Annotated in this window: 22 protein-coding genes; 2 read left to right on the forward strand and 20 right to left on the reverse strand. The window is 42.8% G+C overall.

What is annotated here, in order from left to right:
• Nucleotides 1-33: 33 nt before the first annotated feature.
• From rpoS to AC2A4J_RS16390, 13 genes are all read right to left on the reverse strand, one after another.
• A complete protein-coding gene (rpoS, locus tag AC2A4J_RS16330) occupies nt 34-1,050 on the reverse strand; it encodes an RNA polymerase sigma factor RpoS (RefSeq protein ID WP_484176780.1) in 1,017 nt (338 codons plus the stop codon).
• A gap of 27 nt (nt 1,051-1,077) precedes the next feature.
• Nucleotides 1,078-1,890 (reverse strand): peptidoglycan DD-metalloendopeptidase family protein, encoded by an 813-nt coding sequence (locus tag AC2A4J_RS16335; RefSeq protein WP_484176781.1) that lies wholly within the window; start codon nt 1,888-1,890, stop codon nt 1,078-1,080.
• Nucleotides 1,891-1,954: 64 nt separating this feature from the next.
• Nucleotides 1,955-2,884, reverse strand: coding sequence for a DUF368 domain-containing protein (locus AC2A4J_RS16340; RefSeq protein ID WP_484176782.1), 930 nt, complete (start codon nt 2,882-2,884; stop codon nt 1,955-1,957).
• On the reverse strand, nt 2,877-3,542 hold the full coding sequence (locus AC2A4J_RS16345) for a protein-L-isoaspartate(D-aspartate) O-methyltransferase (RefSeq protein ID WP_484176783.1): 666 nt from the start codon (nt 3,540-3,542) through the stop codon (nt 2,877-2,879). Before AC2A4J_RS16345 ends, AC2A4J_RS16340 begins: the two co-directional genes overlap by 8 nt.
• On the reverse strand, nt 3,539-4,285 hold the full coding sequence (gene surE / locus AC2A4J_RS16350) for a 5'/3'-nucleotidase SurE (protein WP_255828316.1): 747 nt from the start codon (nt 4,283-4,285) through the stop codon (nt 3,539-3,541). Before surE ends, AC2A4J_RS16345 begins: the two co-directional genes overlap by 4 nt.
• The gene (truD, locus tag AC2A4J_RS16355) at nt 4,266-5,357 is read right to left on the reverse strand and encodes a tRNA pseudouridine(13) synthase TruD (protein ID WP_484176784.1); all 1,092 of its coding nucleotides are present in this window, start codon (nt 5,355-5,357) and stop codon (nt 4,266-4,268) included. The genes surE and truD overlap by 20 nt, the downstream gene beginning before the upstream one ends.
• Nucleotides 5,354-5,860 carry a 2-C-methyl-D-erythritol 2,4-cyclodiphosphate synthase gene (ispF, locus tag AC2A4J_RS16360; RefSeq protein WP_255828314.1) on the reverse strand — a complete coding sequence of 169 codons (507 nt, stop codon included), beginning with the start codon at nt 5,858-5,860 and terminating at the stop codon, nt 5,354-5,356. Before ispF ends, truD begins: the two co-directional genes overlap by 4 nt.
• 52 nt (nt 5,861-5,912) lie before the next feature.
• Nucleotides 5,913-6,626, reverse strand: a complete 714-nt coding sequence (gene ispD, locus AC2A4J_RS16365) for a 2-C-methyl-D-erythritol 4-phosphate cytidylyltransferase (RefSeq protein ID WP_484176785.1) — start codon at nt 6,624-6,626, stop codon at nt 5,913-5,915.
• Nucleotides 6,623-6,901: a septum formation initiator family protein gene (locus AC2A4J_RS16370; protein ID WP_113917303.1), complete on the reverse strand. Its 279-nt coding sequence runs from the start codon at nt 6,899-6,901 to the stop codon at nt 6,623-6,625. Before AC2A4J_RS16370 ends, ispD begins: the two co-directional genes overlap by 4 nt.
• Before the next feature lie 154 nt (nt 6,902-7,055).
• Entirely contained in the window at nt 7,056-8,357 is a 1,302-nt protein-coding gene (gene eno / locus AC2A4J_RS16375) for a phosphopyruvate hydratase (protein WP_255828312.1), read from the reverse strand.
• Between the two features lie 51 nt (nt 8,358-8,408).
• Nucleotides 8,409-10,043, reverse strand: coding sequence for a CTP synthase (locus AC2A4J_RS16380; protein WP_205115481.1), 1,635 nt, complete (start codon nt 10,041-10,043; stop codon nt 8,409-8,411).
• A 177-nt stretch (nt 10,044-10,220) separates the two neighbouring features.
• A complete protein-coding gene (locus AC2A4J_RS16385; RefSeq protein WP_484176786.1) occupies nt 10,221-11,177 on the reverse strand; it encodes a PDR/VanB family oxidoreductase in 957 nt (318 codons plus the stop codon).
• A 76-nt stretch (nt 11,178-11,253) separates the two neighbouring features.
• The gene (locus AC2A4J_RS16390) at nt 11,254-12,360 is read right to left on the reverse strand and encodes an aromatic ring-hydroxylating dioxygenase subunit alpha (protein ID WP_484176787.1); all 1,107 of its coding nucleotides are present in this window, start codon (nt 12,358-12,360) and stop codon (nt 11,254-11,256) included.
• Nucleotides 12,361-12,611: 251 nt separating this feature from the next.
• On the opposite strand from AC2A4J_RS16390, the gene AC2A4J_RS16395 reads away from it, so the two are divergent.
• Nucleotides 12,612-13,337, forward strand: a complete 726-nt coding sequence (locus AC2A4J_RS16395) for a GntR family transcriptional regulator (RefSeq protein WP_484176788.1) — start codon at nt 12,612-12,614, stop codon at nt 13,335-13,337.
• A gap of 9 nt (nt 13,338-13,346) precedes the next feature.
• Here AC2A4J_RS16395 and AC2A4J_RS16400 read toward each other — a convergent pair whose 3' ends face one another.
• Nucleotides 13,347-13,643 (reverse strand): DUF6482 family protein, encoded by a 297-nt coding sequence (locus AC2A4J_RS16400; protein WP_484176789.1) that lies wholly within the window; start codon nt 13,641-13,643, stop codon nt 13,347-13,349.
• Nucleotides 13,644-13,769: 126 nt separating this feature from the next.
• On the opposite strand from AC2A4J_RS16400, the gene AC2A4J_RS16405 reads away from it, so the two are divergent.
• On the forward strand, nt 13,770-14,447 hold the full coding sequence (locus tag AC2A4J_RS16405; protein WP_484176790.1) for a nucleoside/nucleotide kinase family protein: 678 nt from the start codon (nt 13,770-13,772) through the stop codon (nt 14,445-14,447).
• Between the two features lie 37 nt (nt 14,448-14,484).
• On the opposite strand, the gene AC2A4J_RS16410 is transcribed toward AC2A4J_RS16405, so the two are convergent.
• The 6 genes from AC2A4J_RS16410 to dnaE form a co-directional block, all read right to left on the reverse strand.
• Nucleotides 14,485-16,521, reverse strand: a complete 2,037-nt coding sequence (locus tag AC2A4J_RS16410; RefSeq protein WP_484176837.1) for an FUSC family protein — start codon at nt 16,519-16,521, stop codon at nt 14,485-14,487.
• Nucleotides 16,522-16,541: 20 nt separating this feature from the next.
• Entirely contained in the window at nt 16,542-17,402 is an 861-nt protein-coding gene (locus AC2A4J_RS16415; RefSeq protein ID WP_255828305.1) for an efflux RND transporter periplasmic adaptor subunit, read from the reverse strand.
• Between the two features lie 3 nt (nt 17,403-17,405).
• Nucleotides 17,406-17,609, reverse strand: coding sequence for a DUF1656 domain-containing protein (locus AC2A4J_RS16420; protein ID WP_255828304.1), 204 nt, complete (start codon nt 17,607-17,609; stop codon nt 17,406-17,408).
• 138 nt (nt 17,610-17,747) lie between these two features.
• Nucleotides 17,748-19,058 carry a tRNA lysidine(34) synthetase TilS gene (gene tilS / locus AC2A4J_RS16425; RefSeq protein ID WP_484176791.1) on the reverse strand — a complete coding sequence of 437 codons (1,311 nt, stop codon included), beginning with the start codon at nt 19,056-19,058 and terminating at the stop codon, nt 17,748-17,750.
• A gap of 84 nt (nt 19,059-19,142) precedes the next feature.
• Nucleotides 19,143-20,090 carry an acetyl-CoA carboxylase carboxyl transferase subunit alpha gene (accA, locus tag AC2A4J_RS16430; RefSeq protein ID WP_255828302.1) on the reverse strand — a complete coding sequence of 316 codons (948 nt, stop codon included), beginning with the start codon at nt 20,088-20,090 and terminating at the stop codon, nt 19,143-19,145.
• Between the two features lie 125 nt (nt 20,091-20,215).
• Nucleotides 20,216-23,692 (reverse strand): DNA polymerase III subunit alpha, encoded by a 3,477-nt coding sequence (gene dnaE / locus AC2A4J_RS16435; RefSeq protein ID WP_484176792.1) that lies wholly within the window; start codon nt 23,690-23,692, stop codon nt 20,216-20,218.
• Nucleotides 23,693-23,695 lie beyond the last annotated feature (3 nt).

Raw genomic sequence — 23,695 nt, forward strand, 5'->3', positions numbered from 1 at the left:
GCTTTTTTATGTTCTAAATTTCATAAAAAGGATCTAGTCATCAAACCGAATCACATCGTCTAATGACAAACCTTCTTTATCCATAATCAAACGCAGCTTTCGCAATGCCTCAACTTGAATTTGACGAACACGCTCACGCGTTAAACCGATTTCAGCCCCCACATGCTCTAACGTGCTCGCTTCGTGCCCACGTAAGCCAAAACGCCGTGTGATGACCTCACATTGCTTCTCACTCAACTCGTCTAGCCAAAGCTCAATACTATGTAAAACATCACCGTCTTGGCGATCAGCCTCTGGGCCTTGATGAAGAGTATCCGCTAAAATCTCAACCAGACTCTTATCGTTATTCTCCCCACCGAATGTCGCATCAATTGAGCTAATTTTTTCATTTAGACCAAGCATCTTTTGCACATCTGCGACAGGACAATCTAGCATGTCTGCAATTTCTTCAGCACTAGGCTCATGATCTAATTTTTGCGTTAACTCACGAGCAGCACGCAAATAAACATTCAGCTCTTTGACCACATGAATAGGCAAACGGATAGTTCTCGTTTGATTCATGATAGCGCGCTCAATTGTTTGTCGTATCCACCAAGTTGCATAAGTCGAAAATCTAAACCCACGCTCTGGGTCAAACTTCTCCACAGCCCGAATCAAGCCTAGATTACCTTCCTCGATCAAATCTAACAGAGATAGTCCTCGATTTAGATAACGCCGAGAGATCTTAACAACCAAACGTAAATTACTTTCAATCATGCGCTTACGCGCTTTCGGATCGCCTTTTAGAGAAAGGCGAGAAAAATACACCTCTTCCTCGGCAGTAAGTAGTGGAGAAAAGCCAATTTCACTCAAATACATCTGTGTAACGTCAAGGTTGCGACTAGAATCAGCGTCAGCATATCGAGCACTTACCGCTGATTCAAACTCTTCATCAACCAAATCTTCGTCTAAGACATCATCCTCAACGACATCATCATCCAGTGTATCAAGATCAAAGTCCCCAACATTCGAAACCTTAGCTGCTTCTTTATCCCTATTTGCAAACTTCATGTCCCCTCCTTAAAACGCTAATTTCGCTTAATTCATTTTGGGCAAAACATCTAGCGGATCAATAGGCTGACCATCTCGACGCACCTCAAAATGAAGTAGTGGTCTATCATCTCCCTTACCACCAATAACAGCAAGAGAGTCACCTGCTCGAACATTTTGCTTTTCTTTTACCAATATTCTTTCGTTGTAAGCATAAGCACTAAGATACACATCGTTGTGCTTCACAATGACAAGATTTCCATAACCAATAAGACCGCTACCAGCATAAACAACTGTTCCATTAGCCGCCGCCTTAACTAAAGTTCCCTTTTCAGCTTTTATGTCTATACCTTTACTACTAACGCCGGCATTTGAAAACCCCCTAGTGACGTTTCCATCCACCGGCCAAGCCCAATCACCTGAGATTTTCTCGTCTTTCGTGTCGCTTTTAGAAACATTACTAGCCGACTTAACAGGTACAACTGGAGCTGGTTTAGAGGGAGTATTCTTTGTTTTTGATACAATTAAAGGAATACTTGATTTCGAATTATTAGCAACACTAGATGACGTTTTTTGCGTACCCTTTAGACGAATTTTTTGCTTAGGATAAATGATATATGGAGCGTCTATTTTGTTTGCTTCAGCAAGTTCTCTATAATCCAAGCCATAGCGAAAAGCAATGGAAAACAGGGTTTCACCACTTTTAACACGGTGAATGCCAGATGAAGGGATGGACGAAACGCTGGCATTATTGGAGGCATAAGTGCGGCTACCCTTGTCAGGATAATGGAGCAGTTCATACGAGCATCCAGACAACAAAAAACACAAAAGAACAAGCCAACTTATTTGCCAAGCCGACAATGAAAATCCATAATTTTTTAAGACGCAGCGAAAGATAATTCTTTACCCCAGTATTCAATTTCGACTAATTATTACTATTTGTCGAATTTCGTAAAATTATGTAAGAAATGAGAATAACACTCATAAACCCTATACAGACAAACACAAGCGGCATTAGAAAATCTGTTGGCCAATGAAAGTTTAATAAGTTCCAAGGTAAAACAAGGTGCTCTTCCAACGGAAGCTTTTTATCACCAATAACACTCCATGTATCCGTCACTTTCCAAGGCCATACTTTAACTAAAGCCCCCAGCATAACACCCGTAAGAAATGACAAAGTCATGGACCTCACATGATTTAGCAAATAATGAAGAATTTTAGAAAAAGTGAGCAGACCGATCAAAGCGCCCGCAGCAAAGACAAGAATAACAGCAGCATCGAAGCTCTTAATGGCTGAAAGAATAAATCCATACATTCCCAGCATTAACAATAAAAAGCTGCCAGAGATACCGGGCAAAATCATGGCACAAATCGCAATCATGCCAGAAAAAAAGACCATGACATACGATGTACTTACCTGAGTAGGGACAAGTAATGACAAGCTAGCACCAACGACCACACCAACGACAAGCCCAGCAAAATGCCGCCAAGAAAACCCAGTAATTTGATTAATTAAGAAATACGCAGAGGCTAGAATCAAGCCAAAAAAGAAACTCCATAAATAACTTGGGTATACGGCTAACAAATGAGTAATCAAGCCCGCCAGCAAAAAAATACTGGTGACAATACCAGCCCCTAACGATAATAAAAACGTACCATCAAAGTGCTTCCACAAACCTTTAAAATCGCCTTTACTTAACATAATCAAACTGGCTTTATTCACGCCACTTAACGCATTAATAAGTCGATCATAAACACCTAAAATAAAAGCAATGGTTCCCCCAGAGACACCAGGAACAACATCTGCCGCTCCCATTAATACACCACTCAAGTACACTCTAAGCCATTTAGGCATGTTCCATTCCTTCTAATAAGGGCACAAAATACGCAGGTTCTGTTCCTAGGCATTTCCAGCGATCACCTTCTTTACGCCAACATCCTATCTGCGGGCTTGGATGATCAATCGGCATAATTAAAATACCTTGCTGCTTCAAACATTCGGTCAAGGCTAACGGTATTTTACTAGCCATCGCGGTAATAATTACGGCATCCATTTCTACCTTATTTGGCCATCCTGTTTGCCCATCACCAAATAAATACTCGACATTCTTAACCCCCATCGAAGACAAACGCTTTTTTGCAAGTAAATGAAGCGGCTCGTGACGTTCGACGGTATGAACTTTATTAAAAAAATGCGACAAAATGCGTGTCTGATAACCCGATCCGGTGCCAATTTCCAACACGCGACCAAGTCGAGAGTGCGCCAACAGCCACTCACTCATCCTCGCGACAGTAAGCGGCTGACTAATGGTTTGACTGCGTCCTATAGGAAGTGGCGTTGCAGAGTAAGCCAAATGCGAAAACGCCGGCTCCACAAACTCATGGCGAGGAATAGACCCCATCAGAGCCAATAATTCTTCATGGCTAATCCCATGCTCTCGAAGTTGATCAACCATCTTAGAAGCTTTGGGTTCAGTGTTTGAAACTAACCAATTGAGATCGTTCAAGCTCATAACGTTATAGTGTCTGTCCATTTTTCGAGAGGAGATTTCGCTTCATAACACGTCATATCCGTATGAATTGGCGTAATAGAAACATAGCTGTGATTTACAGCGAAAAAGTCGGTTCCTTCTGACATGTCATGAGGTTCAGACAAGGCACCAATCCAAAAACTAGGCAAACCTCTGGGATGCTGAGCTGAGATAGGCGCTTGCGCCTTATGCCGATAACCAAGGCGTGTCACCTGCACCCCCTTTAGCTCACTATATGGGACATCAGGGACATTAATATTCAATAGAATACCGGCTGGCAAAGCAAGGGTGTGTGAATCCTTTAAAAGCATCATAATGACCTTGGCGGCTGTTTCAAAATGCTGATTGCCAACTAAAGACACCGCCAGCGCTGGTCGCCCTAAATGCCGTGCTTCCATTGCAGCAGCAACCGTACCAGAATAAATAACATCATCACCTAAATTGGCACCATGATTGATCCCTGACACAACCAGATCCACGTCACCATCGATAACACCTGACAACGCAAGATTGACGCAATCGGTTGGCGTACCATCGACACGGTAGCGCCCTTCTTCAACCATAATAGGCTGTACCGGACGGGACAAAGTCAACGAGTTACTAGCACCACTACGATTGCGGTCTGGCGCTACGACTAAAATTTCGTATTCACGTTCTAAATGCCTAGCCAGCGTTTGTATGCCAAGGGCATCAAGGCCATCGTCATTAGCGATCAATATTCTCATGGTATTTCTCAGCTGACTTATCCGTATAATCAATCATTTCGCGCAACAAGCTAGTCGCAAAACACCCTTTTGGTAGAGAGAACTCCACAATCAACTGCGCATTCCCTTCTTTCTCTCTAAGCAATTCCCACGCCATATTCATCGGCACAAGACGCGCTAGACGACTGTCCCTAGAAAGATCAAACGCAATGAGAGCCTCAACCAAATCCATGCGCTCAGATAGGGAAGCCTTCATAACTCGCTCTCTCTGAGGACCTGTGCCGGCCTCCCAACCTTCGCTAATCATAGGTAAAACAGGGCTTACCGTCCCGCGTAAAACGCTCAAATGCATCAAGGCATCAACTTCTTTCACTCGGAATTGCTCATCTTTGTGTTGAAACTGAGCAATATCATCATCACATAAGCGCATCCACATACCGTTTTCCACTTGATCACTTAATGCCTCATTGAAGCACCAAGAGCGAATTGCGGATAACCAAAAGGACTCTGTCTTTGATAATTTACGGCGACTTTGCCGCCCTTTAAGGACAAAATCTTGGCCGTTATGCAAATTATTACCGTTTATTCCAAAGCGCTGTGGCCCATAATAGTTGGGCACACCCGCTTGTTTTATCAAATTCAAGCGCCCTTCTAGTTCGTCCAAATCACCACTCACACTTCGTAATCGAATAACAAAGCGATTTGCTAAATGTGCGCCTGTTCGAAGCTTTTTAGAATGACGTAACTGCGCAATAACTCGCACGTTCTCCGGCTCTCTAAAGGCTTCTTGAATCGTTGATAAATCAGGCTCTTGATTCAGAACATGCAAACAAAACCACTGACGCGTACAAGCATGACGATCTTTTACGCCACTGTAAGTCACTTTATTCGGTGCTATTCCTGCGATTTGAGCCAAACGTTTGGCAAGAAAGTCGGTATTCACCCCTTCTTTCTCAATAAACACAAAGCAAAACTCGCCTTTGCCATCAGGCTCGAAGCCTAACTGCTCTTCGACGTAAAAGTCTTGTACATGGGTCTTCAAATCCCCTGTAACAGTTGGCTTAGACCAAGCGTATCGCCATTCGGTATTCATACATTACCTTGATTTAAAAGAGCTTTATTAAAAATAAGTGCAACCGCTTCAACCGCAATGCCTTCTTTGCGACCCGTAAAGCCAAGTTTTTCCGTTGTCGTTGCTTTGACATTTACCACGCTAATATCGACCGTTAAGTCTTCAGCAATGTTGGCACGCATAGCATCAATATGAGGACGCATCTTTGGAGCTTCAGCAATAATAGTGACATCAACATTGCCCACGTAAAAACCAAGAGCTTGTATTTCCTGATAAGCACGCTTTAATAAAATTCGGCTATCTGCACCAGAAAAAGCAGCATCTGTATCAGGAAAATGCTTTCCTATGTCACCCAATGCAGCGGCGCCTAACAAGGCATCAGTCAAAGCATGTAATGCTACATCACCATCAGAATGAGCAATCAAGCCCTTGGAGTAAGGGATAGAAACACCGCCAATGACAAGGTGATCACCTTCACCAAATTTATGAACATCAAAGCCATGACCAATTCGGAACGGAATCATGATAACTACTCCTGTGCTATGAATTGCACTTACTGTTTAAACTTGAACCGCTTCAATTCGGAAGATTAGAACCTGAAAGATAAGAAAAAAGCGCCTCTGCGATCAATAGGTCTTCTGGTAATGTAATTTTAATATTGCAGTTTTCTCCGACAACAAGATCTGGGTGCCAACCAACAAATTCCATGGCGGAGCACTCATCTGTCACTACGACCCCTTGAGTTTGAGCTTTTTCCAAAGCATCCAATAGGGCTTGGGCAGGAAATTTCTGAGGAGTCTGAGCGAGCCAGATTGTATTTCGGTCCAGAGTCTCACCAACCGATGGCATGCCTATCACTTGACGTTTCACCGTTTCTTTCGCCGGCATTGCCAGTAACGCACCTTGATCTGAATGATGTTGAATAATGCGATTTAACGCGGCCTGGCTTAACAGAGGACGCGCAGCATCATGAACCAAGACATCTTGTTGTTGCACACCGACTGTATCCAACAAATAGCGTAATCCTTTCTGTACGGTGTCACTTCGTTCCTTGCCACCAACAAAACTATGAACTAGATCGTCTTGTCGCCATTTTGAATCTGGCCAGTATGCGTCATTTTCACCAATACCAATCAACACACCAGCGATAAGTGGGTGTGAAGTGAAAATATCTATCGTGCGGTCTAGAATGGTTTGTCCTGCAAGAGAAAGGTATTGTTTTGGGCAATTCGCTTGCATACGTTGCCCAACACCTGCTGCGGGAATGATAACCCACAAAGGTTCGATCATTTTTTATTCACCATGCGATAAAACACTTCACCATCTTTGATATACTGAAGCTCACTGCGAACATGCTCTTCTACCGCCTCTTCACCCTGGCGAAGATCGTGAACCTGAGCTCGAAGCGCTTGATTTCGATGTTTCAGTCGTAAGTTAATCCGTTCTTGATAGGCGATCTGCTTTGCTAGCTCTTCCTGTCGCTTAACGCCCTGCTCACCAAAATATAGGTGATAAGATTGATAACCCACAGCACAGACAAAGAAGACAATTAACAAACGTGCCATAACACCCTCAAACCTAAAATAAAACATTCCTCTCTTCCGAGATTTGATAAAACTACCTCGCAGTTAACGTCTTGCAAAGCTTTTTAACAAAGGAATTAAAGCAAAAAAACAAAAAAGGGAGAACCAAGTTCTCCCTTTTTTAAGTCAGACGAGATTAAGCCTGACCTTTGATCTCAGAAAGACCTTTGTACGGTGCTTTACCACCTAATTGCTCTTCAATGCGAAGCAATTGGTTGTACTTAGCAACACGATCAGAACGACATAAGGAACCCGTCTTAATTTGGCCTGCTGCTGTGCCTACTGCAAGATCTGCAATAGTCGCGTCTTCTGTCTCACCAGAACGGTGAGAAATAACAACGGTAAAACCAGCGTCTTTTGCCATCTTAATAGCTGCTAACGTCTCAGTTAAAGAACCGATTTGGTTAAACTTGATTAAGATTGAGTTCGCAATACCGTTATCAATGCCACGTTTCAAAATCTTAGTGTTGGTAACAAAAAGATCATCACCCACTAATTGGATTTTATCGCCCATTAATTTAGTTTGATGAGCGAAGCCATCCCAGTCTGACTCGTCAAGACCGTCTTCGATAGAAACAATCGGATACTGCTTAGTAAGGTCTTGTAAGAAGAAGTTAAACTCTTCAGACGTGAATTTCTTACCTTCACCTTTAAGGTTGTAGATATTTGCTTCTTTGTCGTAAAACTCAGAGGCAGCACAATCCATCGCCAAAGTGATGTCTTTACCTAGCTCGTAACCTGCTGCTGCAACGGCTTCTTTAATAACAGCCAATGCTTCAGCATTAGATGACAAATCAGGGGCAAAACCACCTTCATCACCAACTGCTGTACTTAAACCACGATCGCTCAATACTTTTTTCAGCGCATGAAAGATTTCAGCACCGTAACGTAATGCTTCGCGAAAGTTTGGCGCACCAACAGGCTGAATCATGAACTCTTGAATATCAACGTTGTTATCTGCGTGCTCACCACCATTAATGATGTTCATCATAGGCACAGGCATTGAGTAAACGCCTGGCGTGCCGTTGATGTCAGCAATATGAGCATACAGAGGCACTTTCTTAGAAGTCGCTGCGGCTTTGGCTGCTGCCAAAGAAACAGCCAAGATAGCGTTCGCACCAAAAGTAGATTTGTTTTCTGTGCCATCCAGATCAATCATAATCTGATCTAGTTCTGCTTGAGCAAGGGCATCTTTGCCGATCAAAGCATCACGGATAGGACCGTTTACCGCTGCAACCGCTTTCAATACACCTTTGCCTAGGTAGCGACTTTTATCGCCATCACGTAATTCTAAAGCTTCACGAGAACCGGTAGAGGCACCAGACGGTGCACACGCTGAACCTACAGAACCATCAGCTAAAATAACATCAGCTTCAACAGTAGGATTACCACGAGAATCTAATACTTCTCTGGCCTTAATATCAACGATTTGACTCATAACAAACCTCTTAAAATAAATGAAAAATCACAAACTACCTGTTTGCTCAAATTATTTTTCTTTTCCTGCGTATTTTAGTGCCGCATGTACAAAGGCACTAAACAGGCCGTGTCCATATCTAGGTGTAGAAGTGAACTCTGGATGGAACTGACAAGCAACAAACCAAGGGTGATCGGCAATTTCTACCATCTCAACCAAAGAATTGTCTTCTGAACGACCTGAAATCGTCAGACCTGCTTTCATCAGATCTTCAACATAAAAGTTATTTACTTCATAACGATGACGATGACGCTCTTTTATGACCGCTTCACCATAAGCTTCAAAGGCTTTTGTGCCTTCCGTAAGATTACAGTTCTGCGCGCCAAGACGCATCGTTCCACCTAGATCGGATTCCTCTGACCGGATTTCTTTGGAACCCTCTGCATTAGTCCATTCTGTAATCAGACCAACAACTGGGTTCTCTGCTTTTAAATTAAACTCGGTGCTGTGTGCACCGGCTAAATTTGCCACATTGCGAGCAAATTCGATAACCGCTACTTGCATACCCAAACAAATACCTAAGTAAGGCACTTTATTTTCACGAGCATACTGAGCCGTTAATATTTTACCTTCAACACCACGTTCGCCGAAACCACCAGGAACAAGAATCGCATCCATCCCTTTTAACTGATCGGTACCTTTTTCCTCGATACTTTCAGAATCAATGTAATGCAGTTTCACTTTAGTACGAGCATGAATACCCGCATGATCCATCGCTTCAATCAAAGACTTGTAGGCGTCCAACAACTCCATGTATTTACCAACCATGGCGATATTGATTTGCTTCTCAGGGTTCAATTTCGCTTGAGTCACTTTATTCCAGATTTCAAGATCTGGCATATTACAATCTAAGTTGAAGTGCTCAACAATCAAGCTATCTAAGCCTTGATCGTTCAACATCTGAGGGATACGGTAAATAGTATCGGCATCAGGAAGGGAAATAACCGCGCGTTCTTCAACGCTGGTAAACAAGGCGATCTTCTTACGCTCTGGCGCTTCGATAGACACTTCAGAACGACAAATAAGAATGTCTGGCTGAATACCGATAGAACGAAGTTCTTTCACAGAGTGTTGGGTAGGCTTAGTTTTGGTTTCACCCGCAGTACGAATGTAAGGGACAAGAGTCAAATGCATGAACAAAGCACGACGTGCACCTAGCTCAACTTTAAGCTGACGTACCGCTTCTAAGAAAGGTTGTGATTCGATATCACCAACCGTACCACCGATTTCAACCAAAGCAACATCTGCGCCTTCAGCACCAGAAATAACGCGGCGTTTAATTTCATCGGTAATATGAGGAATGACTTGAACGGTTCCACCAAGATATTCACCACGACGCTCTTTTTTAAGAACATGTTGATAAACACGACCACTGGTGAAGTTATTACGCTTGCCCATTTTAGTGGAGATGAAGCGCTCATAATGGCCAAGATCAAGATCCGTTTCGGCACCGTCTTCTGTTACATAGACTTCACCGTGCTGGAAAGGGCTCATGGTGCCGGGATCCACGTTGATGTATGGATCTAGCTTTAACATGGTGACTTTTAGACCGCGTGATTCAAGGATAGCGGCCAAAGATGCTGCTGCCAAACCTTTACCAAGAGATGAAACTACACCGCCTGTAACGAAAATATATCGTGTCGCCATGAGTGGTTAACCCGCCTTACAAATATGAAAAAATGAGATTTGAAGGCACATAACAATGTACCTTCAGGACGGGAGAAAATAATAACATCGGAAGGCTGTTCACTCAATGTAAAACACAGTTGTTTTACATTGAGTGAACGATTCATCCCAAGAATAGTAAGGACAAATTAAGCAAGGCTATAAGTCCAACTCCAAAACAGGTGTTTTAGAGCGAGAACAACACGGCATGACCAATTTACCTTGCGCATGTTCTTTGTCTGTCAGAAAGACATCCCTATGGTCGGGAACGCCTTCAATGACGCCTGTTTGACATGTACCACATACGCCAGATTCGCACGACACGGCAAGGAAGACACCATTATTATCCAATACCTCAAAAATACTCTGATCCGCTTCAACATCAAAAACCTCTCCAGTACTATGGATTTTGACTTTAAACGGGGTATTGTCGCCTATATTTTCATCCATTGCAGGCGCGGCAAAAAACTCTCGATGCATACGATCTTCAGGCCAACCTAGCATTTTTGCTTGCAATAGAACGTAACTAATAAAGTCCGCAGGACCACAAATATACAACTCTGAATCACTCGAATGACGTGACAAAACATTCACCACATCCATTCGCCCAGAACTCGGAACCTGACTGTAGTGGAAATGCATTTTATCAGCAAAAGAACTGCTTTCTAATGCCGATGAAAAAGCAGCCGTTTCAGGTGACTTTGCACAATAGTGAAACTCAAAAGGCAATCCCATTTTTTGCAACTGCTGCGCCATTGGCAACATTGGCGTCACACCAATGCCGCCAGCTATTAATACGCTATGGCGTGTAGTATCAACTAATGGAAAATGATTTTTAGGTTCACTAATCGATAAAGAATCACCAATATTCAAGCGATGCACTTCAGTCGAACCGCCTCTTGATTGCGGATCTTTTAAAACTGCAATTTCATAGTACTGAGCTTCAACTTGCATACGGCACAATGAATATTGGCGAATCAAGCCACTGGGCAAATGAACATCAATATGCGCTCCGGCTTCAAAACCAGGCAAATCTGAGCCATCCTCAGAACCCAACACAAGCCGAACCACGCCCTGCGCTTCAGTGACAACATTTCTTACAACTACCGGAATCATTTGGCTCTCCTGACCTATTTATTTTTTTAAAACTAGAGAGCAAAGCCAGTTCACTCTCTAGCAGACACCAATCAAGTTAAAATGACACCGTTTGAAGTGGTGCGGTCGACTGAGATACTGACGCGTTAGATTGTTCTTTGGCTGCATGCTCTTTAGCAATCAGTCGATCGATTACTCGTCTTGACTGAACGCCACCTGCATCGATATCCAACTTCAATAAATCATAGTCAGGAAAAGCCAATAAGTTTTGCTGCTGTCGCTCTAGCACTTCCAAATCTTCAGAAAAAATCTTGCCCTGCCCTTCACGAATTGTATCCGTGAGTGCTTGATCTTCTGGCTTGAAATTACGCGCCATTCCCCAAAAATACCAAATAGACGTTTCCGTTTCAGGCGTAATAAAATCAACCACAGTGCTGCTGGCTTTTTTATCTGCTGGGGCATCAAATCCCCCATTTCCAGCATGAGCCACACCCACGTCTATCATCACATGAGAAGGCGGACTGAAACGACAAATCTGCCAACGATCGACCAAAACGTCGTCAGCCAAACCATTACCTTTTAGCGCGGCCTGCCAAAATGGTGGCGGCATGATGTTTTCCATAAAACGACTCGTAATCACTTTGTCGCCATCCACGTTTGTGGAAACAGGAGACTCATCAATTTCCTTCTGACCAATACTGCTAGCGTGAACATAAGTCTCATGAGTCAAATCCATCAGGTTATCAACCATCAAACGATAATCACAATTGATGTGATACAAACCACCACCATAGGCCCACTCTGGACTTACCGCCCACTCTAGATGTGGAATCTGTGATTTATCGGCTTGAGATTGATCACCCGGCCATACCCAAATAAAACCGTAGCGCTCCTCCACCGCGTAGGATTTCATACAAGGAAAACCTTTCACTCGCTGCAAGGGCATTTCTTTGGTTTTGCCATCCGCGCCCATTTTCAATCCATGATAACCACAGACCAAAAGACCTTCTTCAACATAACCTAGAGACAAAGCGGCTCCTCGGTGTGGACAAAAGTCCAAGACCGCGGCAATTTCGTTATCATGGGAACGGTAAAAAGCGATACTTTCACCACAGATTTTACGACCAAGAGGTTTGCTGCCCGCAACCTCTTCAGACATAGCAGCGACATACCACGTATTTTTAGGGAAAGTTTGCTGACTCATTGGAGTTCTCCTGCTGTTATTTTTATTTATTGGATCCAATATAGCCCAAAAAAATCATAAAACAATATAGCTATGCATTAATTGGATCCATTAAATCCATAATGAATATTAGTTATCAGCCTAAACAATTGATAAATAAAAGCTTCTTTATTGGATCCAATAGTTACTTTTTTCACTGCATTTACGCTATGATTATTTTTAAAATAACAATGTGTCGAAAACAATGAGCGCTTCCCAATGAGTACTTTCCAATGAGTAAACCTGGACAACAAGTAATCAGTCGATTGCGGCAAATGATTTTGTCTGGTGAGCTAGAGTCAGGACAACGCCTTGCTGAGATCCCTACCGCAGAGCAATTAAGTGTGTCACGCACTCCAATTCGCATTGCATTTCGAACTTTAGAGCAAGAAGGCTTGCTGACGAAGTTATCAGGGCGTGGCTATATTGTTCGTCAAGTAACACAAGCAGAAATTAGTGGTTCAATTGAAGTTCGAGGTGTGTTGGAAGGATTGGCTGCAAGACAAGCCGCTGAAAATACCCTATCAAATACCCAGTCTAATGAATTATTAAAGCTATTAAAGCAAGGTGATGAGCTATTCGCGAAAGGAAGTATCAATGAACAAGATCTCGCTTCCTATCACGACATGAATCAGCGTTTTCACCAAATCATCATAGAAGCCAGTTTAAACCCTGCTATAGCTGAAGCCTTAAGCCGCAACGAACATCTGCCCTTTGCATCAGTTAGTGCTCTGGCATTTGATCGTAATAATCTAGAACAAGAATATCGCCGCTTTAACTTTGCTCACATGCAGCACCACGCAGTATTTGATGCGATTAGTCATGGACAAGGAAGCCGAGCAGAAGCCATCATGCGTGAACACGCTAACGCCACACACAGTTACGCTAAAATTTTTTCTCAAATGGAAGAAAACGGTGAAAAAATGCATATATTAAAAAACATAAGCACACCAGCTTAGAAAAAACACCTAAGACAGATCGGTGTTTCCAAGCGGCACTTCTAAAGTATTAACAACACCAATGGGTTGCCCGACCATTTCGTCGTAGGCACTTTGATGACACAGCACCATAGTACCTACCGTCTTACCTTTAAACAACGCCTGTAGATCCAACTTATTATGACTAGTAAGAAAGCGCCCTGTGTCTGTTTTTATGTAGTCTTCTTCCTCTCCGATCACTACAGACAATTGATACAAGTTAGACTCCAAAGAATGCAGTTTTACTTTATCAACATGGGAAATTTTTTTAAGCTCTTTTAATAACATGGCAATACACCTTTTCAGCTTTTCTTTAGATACGCATTTAGCCATCACTCAGTTCACAAAAATTACAAATGATCTTAATGCGTTCATGCTAGAGTTCAGCAATAGATAACAAAAATAGGAAAACATATGGCTCTTGAACTTTATGACAGCTATGCAAATTCAGCAGAGTTACAAACTGCATTGTCTAAAATCGAAAGCAGTTTAAACAATCCCTATCGCACGTTAATCGGTTTAACTGGTGGTCCGGGTTCTGGAAAAAGCACGTTAGCCAATTACCTACTTAATCACTTTACCGAACAACAGAATACGCAAGTTATGTGCCTATCAATGGATGGATTTCACCTTTCTAAAGCCCAACTTCATGATTTGCCCAATGCCGAAAAAGCTTTTGCTCGTCGGGGCGCACCTTGGACATTTGATAGCACAGCCTTTATTGAACGTGTTAATAAGATGAAACAAAGCTATCAGCAAGAAGATATTTTGTGGCCAAGCTTTGATCACGCCCTTGGAGACCCCATTGAAGATGATGTATCGGTCAACAAAGAAACCAAAGTAATACTGGTTGAAGGGTTGTATCTGTTACACCAACAAGATGGCTGGCAAGAATCCAAAGCGCTGTTTGATGAGCATTGGTTTTTAGAAATTCCTGTAGCGGATGCCATTGAACGCTTAGCAAAACGGCACATGAAAGCGTGGAACTTTACCCATGAACAAGCGATGGACAGGATTAATCAAAGTGACAGCCTAAACGCAAAATTGGTTGCAACGTACAAAGGTCAGGCTGATTGGCTATTAAGAATCTAGCTCCCTCACTAGCAAGGTTTTTACTGTTTTTCTCTCATTATGCTTTTTTATCTGCGATAGCCTCAGCACTTCGCTCGAACGTCAAGTTGATCCTCAAGAACATCCCCTGAATGGCTTCAACTTGATTAGTGTCCCCTACCAAATCAAACAATTCTTCATGTAAAGAGTGGCAGGCTTTTTCAAAACCATCATCACATCGCCCCTTGCTGGCCAATAAAAAAGCATTAGCTAAAGCCACCTGCCAGCTTTCTAATGACTGTAATTGTTTGCCAACTAAATCCTCACAGATCGAACGTAAGCGAATTGAAACATGCCCAAGGTTCAAAGCCGTCAATGCCAAATCTGTAATCGCACGTGATTGAGAGCCTTGGTCATAGTTCGTTAGACGTAACAATCTATCAGCCATACGACGGTTATACCAAGCAACAGGGCTACTATGCTTATTAATTTCCAATAGATCTTGATAAGTTGTTTTAAAAATACGATGTACCAATAACTGAACACTTGGTCCTGTAATTAAGTGAAACACCCAAAATAAAATGCACACACCTGCAAAAATTGCCATAGCAGAGCTCACGGTGTAATCAATTGAAAAAGACCGACTCATGTCCCTACTTGGGCTGACTAAAATGGAAAAAGGAATACAAAAGCCCAAGCCATAAGGTAAAGTTTGCCTATCAGAAAGAAGTAATAAGCCAATAAAGTAAGGGCCAGCTAATACCAGCAGTAAAATCTCTAATTGCCCGGAACTCTGCGACAACAAGTTAAGAGCAAAAAACACAGCTACAAGGACCGCAACAATAACCCCAAGCAACAGCCTTTTCAGAACAACCTTTAAAATCATCAAGGGCAATCTGGCCAGCATGATGGAAAAAATGACGGGTAAAATCATGATCATCAAAGCTGCTGTAGAACCTGTTCCAACCCAGATACAAGCACCAATCAAAAATACAACACTCGTTCGAATGCCAATAATCAATCCTGCCAACGGATCTCGATAGGTCAACATACTCGGCGCATTCAACAAGGTACTATCACGCTTCTCTAGAGCACGATACGCGCGTAATAAAACCGTCAGTTCAGATGTGATCTCTGCACTGACATTCATCATATGAGATTCAAACGGCGAGTCAGGCTGATTATTTGAACGGTAGTCAGCAAGATCACGACGCAATGTTTTAACCTGATCTAAGCAATAGTCAAAATCACTCGACTCTGCAATACGGTCAAATGCCTCACGTAATTGATCCAGCAATTGAGACAGCGCAGGTGTTATTAATTCTGCATGGCGACGCTGCAAGCGACCAAATATCTGTACCAATGCCAATAACGAAAGTACTTTCTGAGCCAACTGGTTCGCTGCTCGTGTCCGACCTGGACCTTTTGGACCTTCGTAACTAGCGGCACTAGAGTCTTCGCTCACCATCCCCAATGTCGCCATAATTCCATCTATTTGCTTATGACGCGCTTCGTGAGAACCAGACTTATCTAATTCCGTCACTAAATACTGTAAGGTTTGATTAATAACAGACCTTGCCTGCATTTGCAGACTGTCTTTCACTTTGACAGGCCAGAACATGTGACTAACAACACCAGCACAAATGGACCCAATAACAATTTCACTTACACGCGCTTGAGCGATGCTAAAAACGGCCTGACTGTCAGCGGTTGATGGGCTCGCCATTACCATCAAAACAATAATTTCTGAGGTGACAGCCGCCATAGCGAACGCATAAACAAAATTAGCTTGTCTCACCATGGCCGATAAAGCTGAATTCAGCCCTAACCATAATGTCAAAACACCCAGCGCTAAATAGGGATATGGCATCAGCTGAGTTAACAACAAAATACCAAATAAACCACCTACGATAGTTCCGACAATCTGACAAATGGCTTTTTCAACCACCAAACCACTCTCAGGTCGCATCTGTAAAAAAACAGCTGAGACTAACGCCCAATATGGACGATCCAAATTTAAAGAAAGAGCAATTGTTAACGCCATCGCCATGGCAATAACGCCTTTAAGCGCAAAAATAACCGCCTGCTTTTCAGGAAAAAACAGATTACGAAGCACAATCCCCAAAACGACTCTCCTTACTGCTTAGTAAGATGAATAGTGGCCGTCATCCCAGCGCTAAGTTGTGTTTCAGTATTTGACGTATCTAACTTGATATCTACCGGAATACGCTGCGCTAAACGCACCCAGTTAAAGGTTTGCTGAACCTGTGGTAAAAGCTGACCATTGCTTTGGGTGTTGGTATTAGCTATAGCTTTACCAATACTCACCACATGACCATTTAGAGGCTTACCACCACTTAGCAAGGTAATTTTAGCTTGTTGATTGAGATGAACTAGAGGAATTTTAGTTTCTTCAAAATAAGCCGTCACATAAAATGAATTGGACTGAACAATGGCAAAAACCGAAGCACCTTGCCCAACATAATTACCCTGACGTAAATTCAAGTTAATTATATTGCCTGACACAGGAGCATAGACCTTAGTGCGGTCTAAATTAAGCTGAGCACTCTCCTGCTGAGCAACCGCTAAATCATAATTCGCTTTGGCTATTTCTGTACTAATTCTAGAAGCTTCCAAGTCTTCAGCACTAATGGCTTTTTGGCTCAACAATGCGGTACGACGCTCATATTTATGTTTCGCCAACTGCCAAGAATATAACGCATTCTCTGTATTAGCTTTACTTTGATTGAGTGCCGCCTGATAGCGCTGGGGATCTACACTAAATAATAAATCGCCTTTTTTGACAGCCTGATCGTTGGTGATATTCAAGTTGGTAACCCAGCCAGACACATCAGGAGCAACCGTTACGATATCGGCACGAATACGCCCGTCACGAGTCCAAGGTGAATGCATGTAATCATTCCAAACCCAACGTCCAGCAAAAATTGCAGCCAACACAACCAATACCGTCACTAGAATACGCAGATATTTCGTCATTGATTAACTTCCACCCAATAAATACACAGTTAATGCCAAGTAACAAACAAATAACGACACTTCAAACCAGGCAACTCGCCAAATACGATCATGCCAGTCCAAGCGGTGAAGAACAAAACGAGTCAAGGCAGCCAATAAAAAAGCAATCGGAAAATATACAACCAAGGGACTAAACTCTAAACCACCAAAAACAACCACATGAAGCATTATAAAAACCTTGCCGTTAAGACATTAGACAACATTATGAATACTCAAAAAAAGATCATATTTAAAGAATAGAATTTTATCTCGATAATACAAACTAAATGTGCAGCTAACAGCCAAATAAAAACACAATAATAACAACTAGCTACATCTAGGAAGGGGTAACTTAGCGCTTCGTTGCCATGAAACCTTAAGGTAACAATAATCAGGATGTTGCCAAAGGTCACCAATAGCCACCAACGTATCTCCCAAATACAAATATGGAAGATGGTCACGCCACCAGCTTGGAATCGTTTTATCGTTAAGCCATTTTTTCAACTTACGCGTTTTGCCATTGGGCATCAGTATGCTTTCACTTTGAGGTCGAGCTTTCAATTCACAGGCATCACTGCCAATCACGCAAATCTTGTCAAAAGAACGCTGCAATACCTCACCCGACATCAAGGGGGCAAGTTTCACCGTTTTCTCTAATGGCAAAAGATAAACCGCATTTTGATGACGCATAATGCGACCAAGAGCAAATACAAATTCAGGCTGCTTATCCTCCCTACTAGAAAACATGGCTTCAACGCTTTCTAACTGAGATTGAGGTAATGAAACCCCTTTGTATTCTAAAAAGTGTCGCCACCAAAAGAGTCGCTCGTCTATCGTTTTTCCCGCAATAGAAGACAAATCCAAACCGCCAAATTCATTACACCAAACAGCGAGTTGCTGCTGAGCAAATTGAGCAAGCATCGCATAATCAGTCGCAATACGCTGGGTACTAGAAAGTATATTTTGCTCCATCTTTGGAAACCGCTCTTTCAGAACAGGAACAATACTTTGACGAAGGAAGTTACGACTAAAACGCTCATCAAGATTAGACTCATCATGAATCCAAGCAAGGTCATTCTGCTGAGCATAATCTTCTATATCTTTTTTTGACGCAGCTAATAGAGGGCGAATCAAACGAGCACAGCCATTACCAAGCGGCCTCTCCCGCGGAATACCTGCTAAACCTTTACCTCCAGTTCCCCGTAACAAACGAAACAGCACGGTTTCAACTTGATCTCCCGCATGATGAGCAAGCAGAATAACGTCTTGCTTTCCCATTATTTTTTGAAAAGCTTGGTAACGAGCATTACGAGCTGCATCTTCTAGGGATGCTTGAGCTTCTAACTGCACCCGCTCAGCAACAAAAGGCACGCCAAGGTTGGCACAAATCACCTTACAATGTTTTAGCCAATCATCGGCATTAGTACTCAAACCATGATGAACATGAAGCACGACAAGCTGCCGTTTTTGCTCTACTGAGATTTGATTAGCTAAAGCATGAAGCAAAACATGAGAATCGACGCCACCACTAAAACCAACCCATACTTTTGTCTGCCCCGAGAATACAGAGTCAATCCACTCAGTGTTAAACCTGAGAGGAGATAAAGAAGTCAGTGATTTAGAGAGTAAACGTTTCATCATACAGCCCGGAAGGAAAACACCTTAACCGCAAGAAATAAAAAAGCCCCCTAAATATAGGAGGCTTTTTAAGTAAACAAAAATTTATAGACCGTAAGACATCAAACGGTTGTAACGACGAGCCAATAACTCTTCTGTCGTTAATGCTTCCATACGATCTAATGCTGCAAGCACATTTTGCTTCAAGCTTTGCGCAATTTGTTCGTGAGCAATATGCGCACCACCTAGAGGCTCTTGGATAATGGTATCGACAAAACCTAGCTCTTGTAGACGCTGGGCAGTGATGCCCATAGCTTTGGCAGCATCAGAAGCACGATCCGCACTCTTCCATAAAATAGACGCGCAGCCTTCAGGAGAGATAACCGAGTAAGTGCCATATTGCAGCATCATTAGCTCATCACAGACACCAATCGCCAATGCACCACCAGAACCACCTTCACCAATAACGGTAGAAATGATCGGCGTTTTCAAACGAGACATAACCGCTAAGTTAAAAGCAATCGCCTCACTCTGACCACGTTCTTCAGCACCAATACCAGGATACGCCCCAGGTGTATCGATTAATGTCACGATAGGCATATTGAATCGCTCAGCTGTTTCCATAAGACGTAATGCCTTACGGTAACCTTCTGGACGAGGCATACCAAAGTTACGAAGTACTTTTTCTTTTACTTCACGTCCTTTTTGATGACCAATAACCATAACAGGGCGGCCATCTAAACGAGCAATACCACCAACAATAGCACGATCATCAGCATAGTGACGATCACCATGCATTTCTTCAAAATCGGTAAAAACGTGTTTAATATAATCAAGAGTATATGGGCGCTTTGGGTGACGCGCTAATTGAGAAACTTCCCATGCCCCTAAATTACTAAATAGGCTCTTGGTTAATGCTATTTTTTTATCTTCAAGGCGACTAATTTCATCGCTTATGTTGAGTTCATTGTCGTTACCGACTAAACGTAACTCTTCAATTTTCTGTTCGAGCTCAGCAATCGGCTGCTCAAATGGGAGATAATCTAAATTCATGGTTTAATTACACTACTGTTTGGTTGCCATCAAATACAAGGGCAAAAGGCGGCTAGCCAGTTGCTCTATAGCTCTTTAAAGCGTACTGCTACGCTGCATTCCATTGCTAAAACTATTAAATGAGTCTAAGTATACACTAACTGAACATTTTGTTTACCGTATTGTTTCTGAAGTTGATGAATTAATTCGTCATCCGGACGAACTTTCCAACTCGATCCTAAACGGATGTCACCACATGCTTGCGGTGTATCAAAACCTATCACCACATCGCAGCCATCGCCTCGATATGATTCCATAAAGTTTGCCAATGTCTGTATTTCTGTTGGTGTTACTGTCTCTGACGTCCATGTAATTCGTAATGCTTCCACATAACGAACTCGAGCCTGAGCAATATCTAGAATGTTTCTTGCAATAACTTTCTGTCCACCACGAAACTCGTCAACAGTAATCTCCCCTTCAACCACAACCACTTCATCTTTGACAATAACGTCTCTAAAAGTGTCATAGTTATCAGGAAACACCGTCACTTCTATTCGAGCAGAACGGTCATCTAAAGTGACAAAGGCAATGTTACCACCTTTTTTACTCTTAGTAATACGCAAGTCAACGATCAAGCCCGCCATGATCTGCGTATCACCACGCTTGGGCTGTAAATCCACAATTTTTGAACGTACAAAGCGACGTATCTCTTTCTCATATTCATCAATTGGGTGACCTGTCACATACAAACCCAGTGTATCTTTCTCACCATCAAGGCGCTGGCGCGGAGGCCATTCATGCTGAATGCCAATATCCCTATATGCATCCTCCGTACTTTCTTCTACCGCAACCCCAAACAGATCCATCATGCCGGCATCTTGGTTTTTCGCATCTTGAACCGCTCTCTTAAGAGCCTCATCAATACAGGCAAACAAGGTTGCACGATTTGGCCCAATGGTGTCAAACGCACCTGAACGAACCAAGGCTTCCATAACTCGCTTATTCACTCTCTTACCAACACGTTGGCAGAAATCAAAAATATGCTCAAATGGTCCTTCTTTACGTGCTTCTACAATCGCCTCTATCGGACCTTCACCTACACCTTTAATGGCGCCAAGACCATATACGATGGCACCTTTAGGGTTAACGGTAAATTTGTAAACTGACTCATTTACATTTGGCAGCTCCAATGCCAATTCCATAGAACGACATTCTTCGATGAAAATAACTATCTTATCGGTATTCTGCATATCCGCAGACAATACCGCGGCCATAAATGGGGCCGGATAATGATTCTTCAACCAAGCGGTTTGATACGAAACTAATGCATACGCCGCTGAGTGCGATTTATTAAAACCATACCCAGCGAACTTTTCCATCAGGTCAAAGATGTTACCTGATAAGTCTTTATCAACATTGTTTTTAAGAGCGCCTTCCATAAAGATCAAACGCTGCTCAGCCATAACTTCGGCTTTTTTCTTACCCATGGCACGACGTAACAAATCGGCACCACCAAGTGAGAATTTAGCCAACACCTGAGCAATCTGCATTACCTGCTCTTGATACAAGATAATGCCGTAGGTTGGTTCCAATACAGGAATCAAATCTTGGTGCTGATAGTCAGGGTGCGGGAAAGCCAACTCTGCGCGACCATGCTTACGGTTGATAAAGTCATCCACCATGCCGGAACCCAATGGACCAGGACGATACAAGGCCACCAAGGCGATAATATCTTCAAAGCGCGATGGCAAAAGCTTTTTAATTAACTCTTTCATGCCGCGAGATTCCAGCTGAAATACAGCAGTAGTTTCTGCTCGCTTCAGTAGGTCGTAAGTAGACTTGTCTTCTAGATCGATCAAAGAGATATCGAGCGGTGGCTTCCCTTCTAGTGCATTGATGGTATCAATGTTTTTAACGGCCCAATCGACAACGGTTAAGGTTTTAAGACCCAAGAAATCGAACTTTACCAAGCCAGCTTCTTCAACGTCGTTTTTGTCGTATTGGGTCACCAGACCAGAGCCATCCTCTTCACAATAGAGCGGGGCAAAATCGATCAATTTGGTTGGTGCGATTACCACACCACCAGCGTGCTTACCAAAGTTACGAACCACGCCTTCTAAAGAAATTGCCATTTCCATGACTTCGGCCGCATCTTCATCACCCGCTAAAAACTCAGGCAAGGCAGGCTCTTCTTCTAAAGCCTTTTTAAGTGTCATACCGATTTCAAAAGGAATTAGCTTAGATAACTTATCTCCCAAACTATAAGGTTTACCTTGCACCCTTGCGACATCTCGAACCACGGCTTTCGCTGCCATGGCACCAAAAGTAATGATTTGAGACACAGCGTCACGGCCATAAGTTCGCGACACATAATCGATCACTCGGTCACGGTTATCCATACAGAAATCGATGTCAAAGTCAGGCATGGATACCCGCTCAGGGTTTAGGAATCGCTCAAATAACAAGTCATATTCAAGTGGATCAAGATCGGTGATTTTAAGCGCATAGGCAACCAAGGAGCCCGCACCAGAACCACGTCCAGGGCCTACTGGGATATCGTTGTCTTTGGCCCACTGAATAAAGTCCATTACTATCAAGAAGTAACCAGGGAACCCCATTTGGTTAATAATAGTTAATTCGAAATCCAAACGATCCCAATATTCCTGACGGCGTTTTTCAATACGCTCGCCATATTTTTTAGTAAGGAAGTTAAAGCGCTCAATCAGGCCGTCATAAGAAAGCTTGCTAAAGAACTCCTCCATCGTCATGCCTTCAGGCACAGGGTAGTCTGGTAAAAAGTACTTACCCAACAGAACATCAACACTACATCGCTTGGCAATTTCGACGGTATTTTCTAAAGCTTCTGGGATATCTTGAAACAGCTCTGCCATTTCTTCGGGTGTTTTAAAGTACTGTTCTTCCGAATAACGACGTTTACGGCGAGGGTCATCGATAGTAACGCCATCATGAATACAAACTCGTGCTTCATGAGCATCAAAGTTTTCACGCTTCAAAAAACGCACATCATTAGTCGCAACGACAGGACAGCCCAGCTCGCTCGCCAATGGCACAACTGCGTGTATATAACTTTCTTCTCCGGGACGACTCGTTCTTTGTAACTCAACATAAAAGCGATTAGGAAACACAGACATCCAATGCGCTAACCGATTTTTGGCTTGCTCATTTCGCCCCTTTTGCAATAAATAGCCAATATCACCAAAACCAGCACCAGAGAGCGCAATAACATCCTCGCTATGTGCTTCTATCCATTCACGCTGAGCAATAGGACGACCTTCTACCTGCCCTAACTGATAGCCTTTCGAAATAATGGCTATGATATTCTTGTAGCCTTTATTTGACGTCGCCAATAGGGTAAATCGATAGCGAGAATCCACATCCTCATCTTCGTCAACCACGACGTCGGCACCACAAATTGGCTTTATACCTTTTTCCATTGCGCCTTTGTAAAAACGCACAAAACCACAAAGGTTATTTTCGTCCGTAATGGCAACGGCAGGCATAGACATAAACTCAGTAGTACCAAGCAAGCCTTTGATTTTTACCAAGCCATCCACCAAGGAAAACTCGGTATGGACTCGTAGATGTATAAATGACGTGGACAAAAT

It is taken from the genome of Marinomonas sp. ATLA20 (assembly GCF_057180105.1).

Excerpts from the sequence above, each read along its gene's own strand:
- AC2A4J_RS16340 (WP_484176782.1), bottom strand. The coding sequence starts at position 2,884 with ATGCCTAAATGGCTTAGAGTGTACTTGAGTGGTGTATTAATGGGAGCG.
- accA (WP_255828302.1), bottom strand. The coding sequence starts at position 20,090 with ATGAATTTAGATTATCTCCCATTTGAGCAGCCGATTGCTGAGCTCGAA.
- AC2A4J_RS16385 (WP_484176786.1), bottom strand. The coding sequence starts at position 11,177 with ATGATTCCGGTAGTTGTAAGAAATGTTGTCACTGAAGCGCAGGGCGTG.
- ispF (WP_255828314.1), bottom strand. The coding sequence starts at position 5,860 with ATGATTCCGTTCCGAATTGGTCATGGCTTTGATGTTCATAAATTTGGT.
- AC2A4J_RS16380 (WP_205115481.1), bottom strand. The coding sequence starts at position 10,043 with ATGGCGACACGATATATTTTCGTTACAGGCGGTGTAGTTTCATCTCTT.
- surE (WP_255828316.1), bottom strand. The coding sequence starts at position 4,285 with ATGAGAATATTGATCGCTAATGACGATGGCCTTGATGCCCTTGGCATA.
- AC2A4J_RS16415 (WP_255828305.1), bottom strand. The coding sequence starts at position 17,402 with ATGACGAAATATCTGCGTATTCTAGTGACGGTATTGGTTGTGTTGGCT.
- AC2A4J_RS16370 (WP_113917303.1), bottom strand. The coding sequence starts at position 6,901 with ATGGCACGTTTGTTAATTGTCTTCTTTGTCTGTGCTGTGGGTTATCAA.
- tilS (WP_484176791.1), bottom strand. The coding sequence starts at position 19,058 with ATGAAACGTTTACTCTCTAAATCACTGACTTCTTTATCTCCTCTCAGG.
- AC2A4J_RS16395 (WP_484176788.1), top strand. The coding sequence starts at position 12,612 with ATGAGTAAACCTGGACAACAAGTAATCAGTCGATTGCGGCAAATGATT.
- AC2A4J_RS16405 (WP_484176790.1), top strand. The coding sequence starts at position 13,770 with ATGGCTCTTGAACTTTATGACAGCTATGCAAATTCAGCAGAGTTACAA.
- rpoS (WP_484176780.1), bottom strand. The coding sequence starts at position 1,050 with ATGAAGTTTGCAAATAGGGATAAAGAAGCAGCTAAGGTTTCGAATGTT.
- truD (WP_484176784.1), bottom strand. The coding sequence starts at position 5,357 with ATGAATACCGAATGGCGATACGCTTGGTCTAAGCCAACTGTTACAGGG.
- AC2A4J_RS16390 (WP_484176787.1), bottom strand. The coding sequence starts at position 12,360 with ATGAGTCAGCAAACTTTCCCTAAAAATACGTGGTATGTCGCTGCTATG.
- AC2A4J_RS16400 (WP_484176789.1), bottom strand. The coding sequence starts at position 13,643 with ATGTTATTAAAAGAGCTTAAAAAAATTTCCCATGTTGATAAAGTAAAA.
- ispD (WP_484176785.1), bottom strand. The coding sequence starts at position 6,626 with ATGATCGAACCTTTGTGGGTTATCATTCCCGCAGCAGGTGTTGGGCAA.
- AC2A4J_RS16420 (WP_255828304.1), bottom strand. The coding sequence starts at position 17,609 with ATGCTTCATGTGGTTGTTTTTGGTGGTTTAGAGTTTAGTCCCTTGGTT.
- AC2A4J_RS16345 (WP_484176783.1), bottom strand. The coding sequence starts at position 3,542 with ATGAGCTTGAACGATCTCAATTGGTTAGTTTCAAACACTGAACCCAAA.
- eno (WP_255828312.1), bottom strand. The coding sequence starts at position 8,357 with ATGAGTCAAATCGTTGATATTAAGGCCAGAGAAGTATTAGATTCTCGT.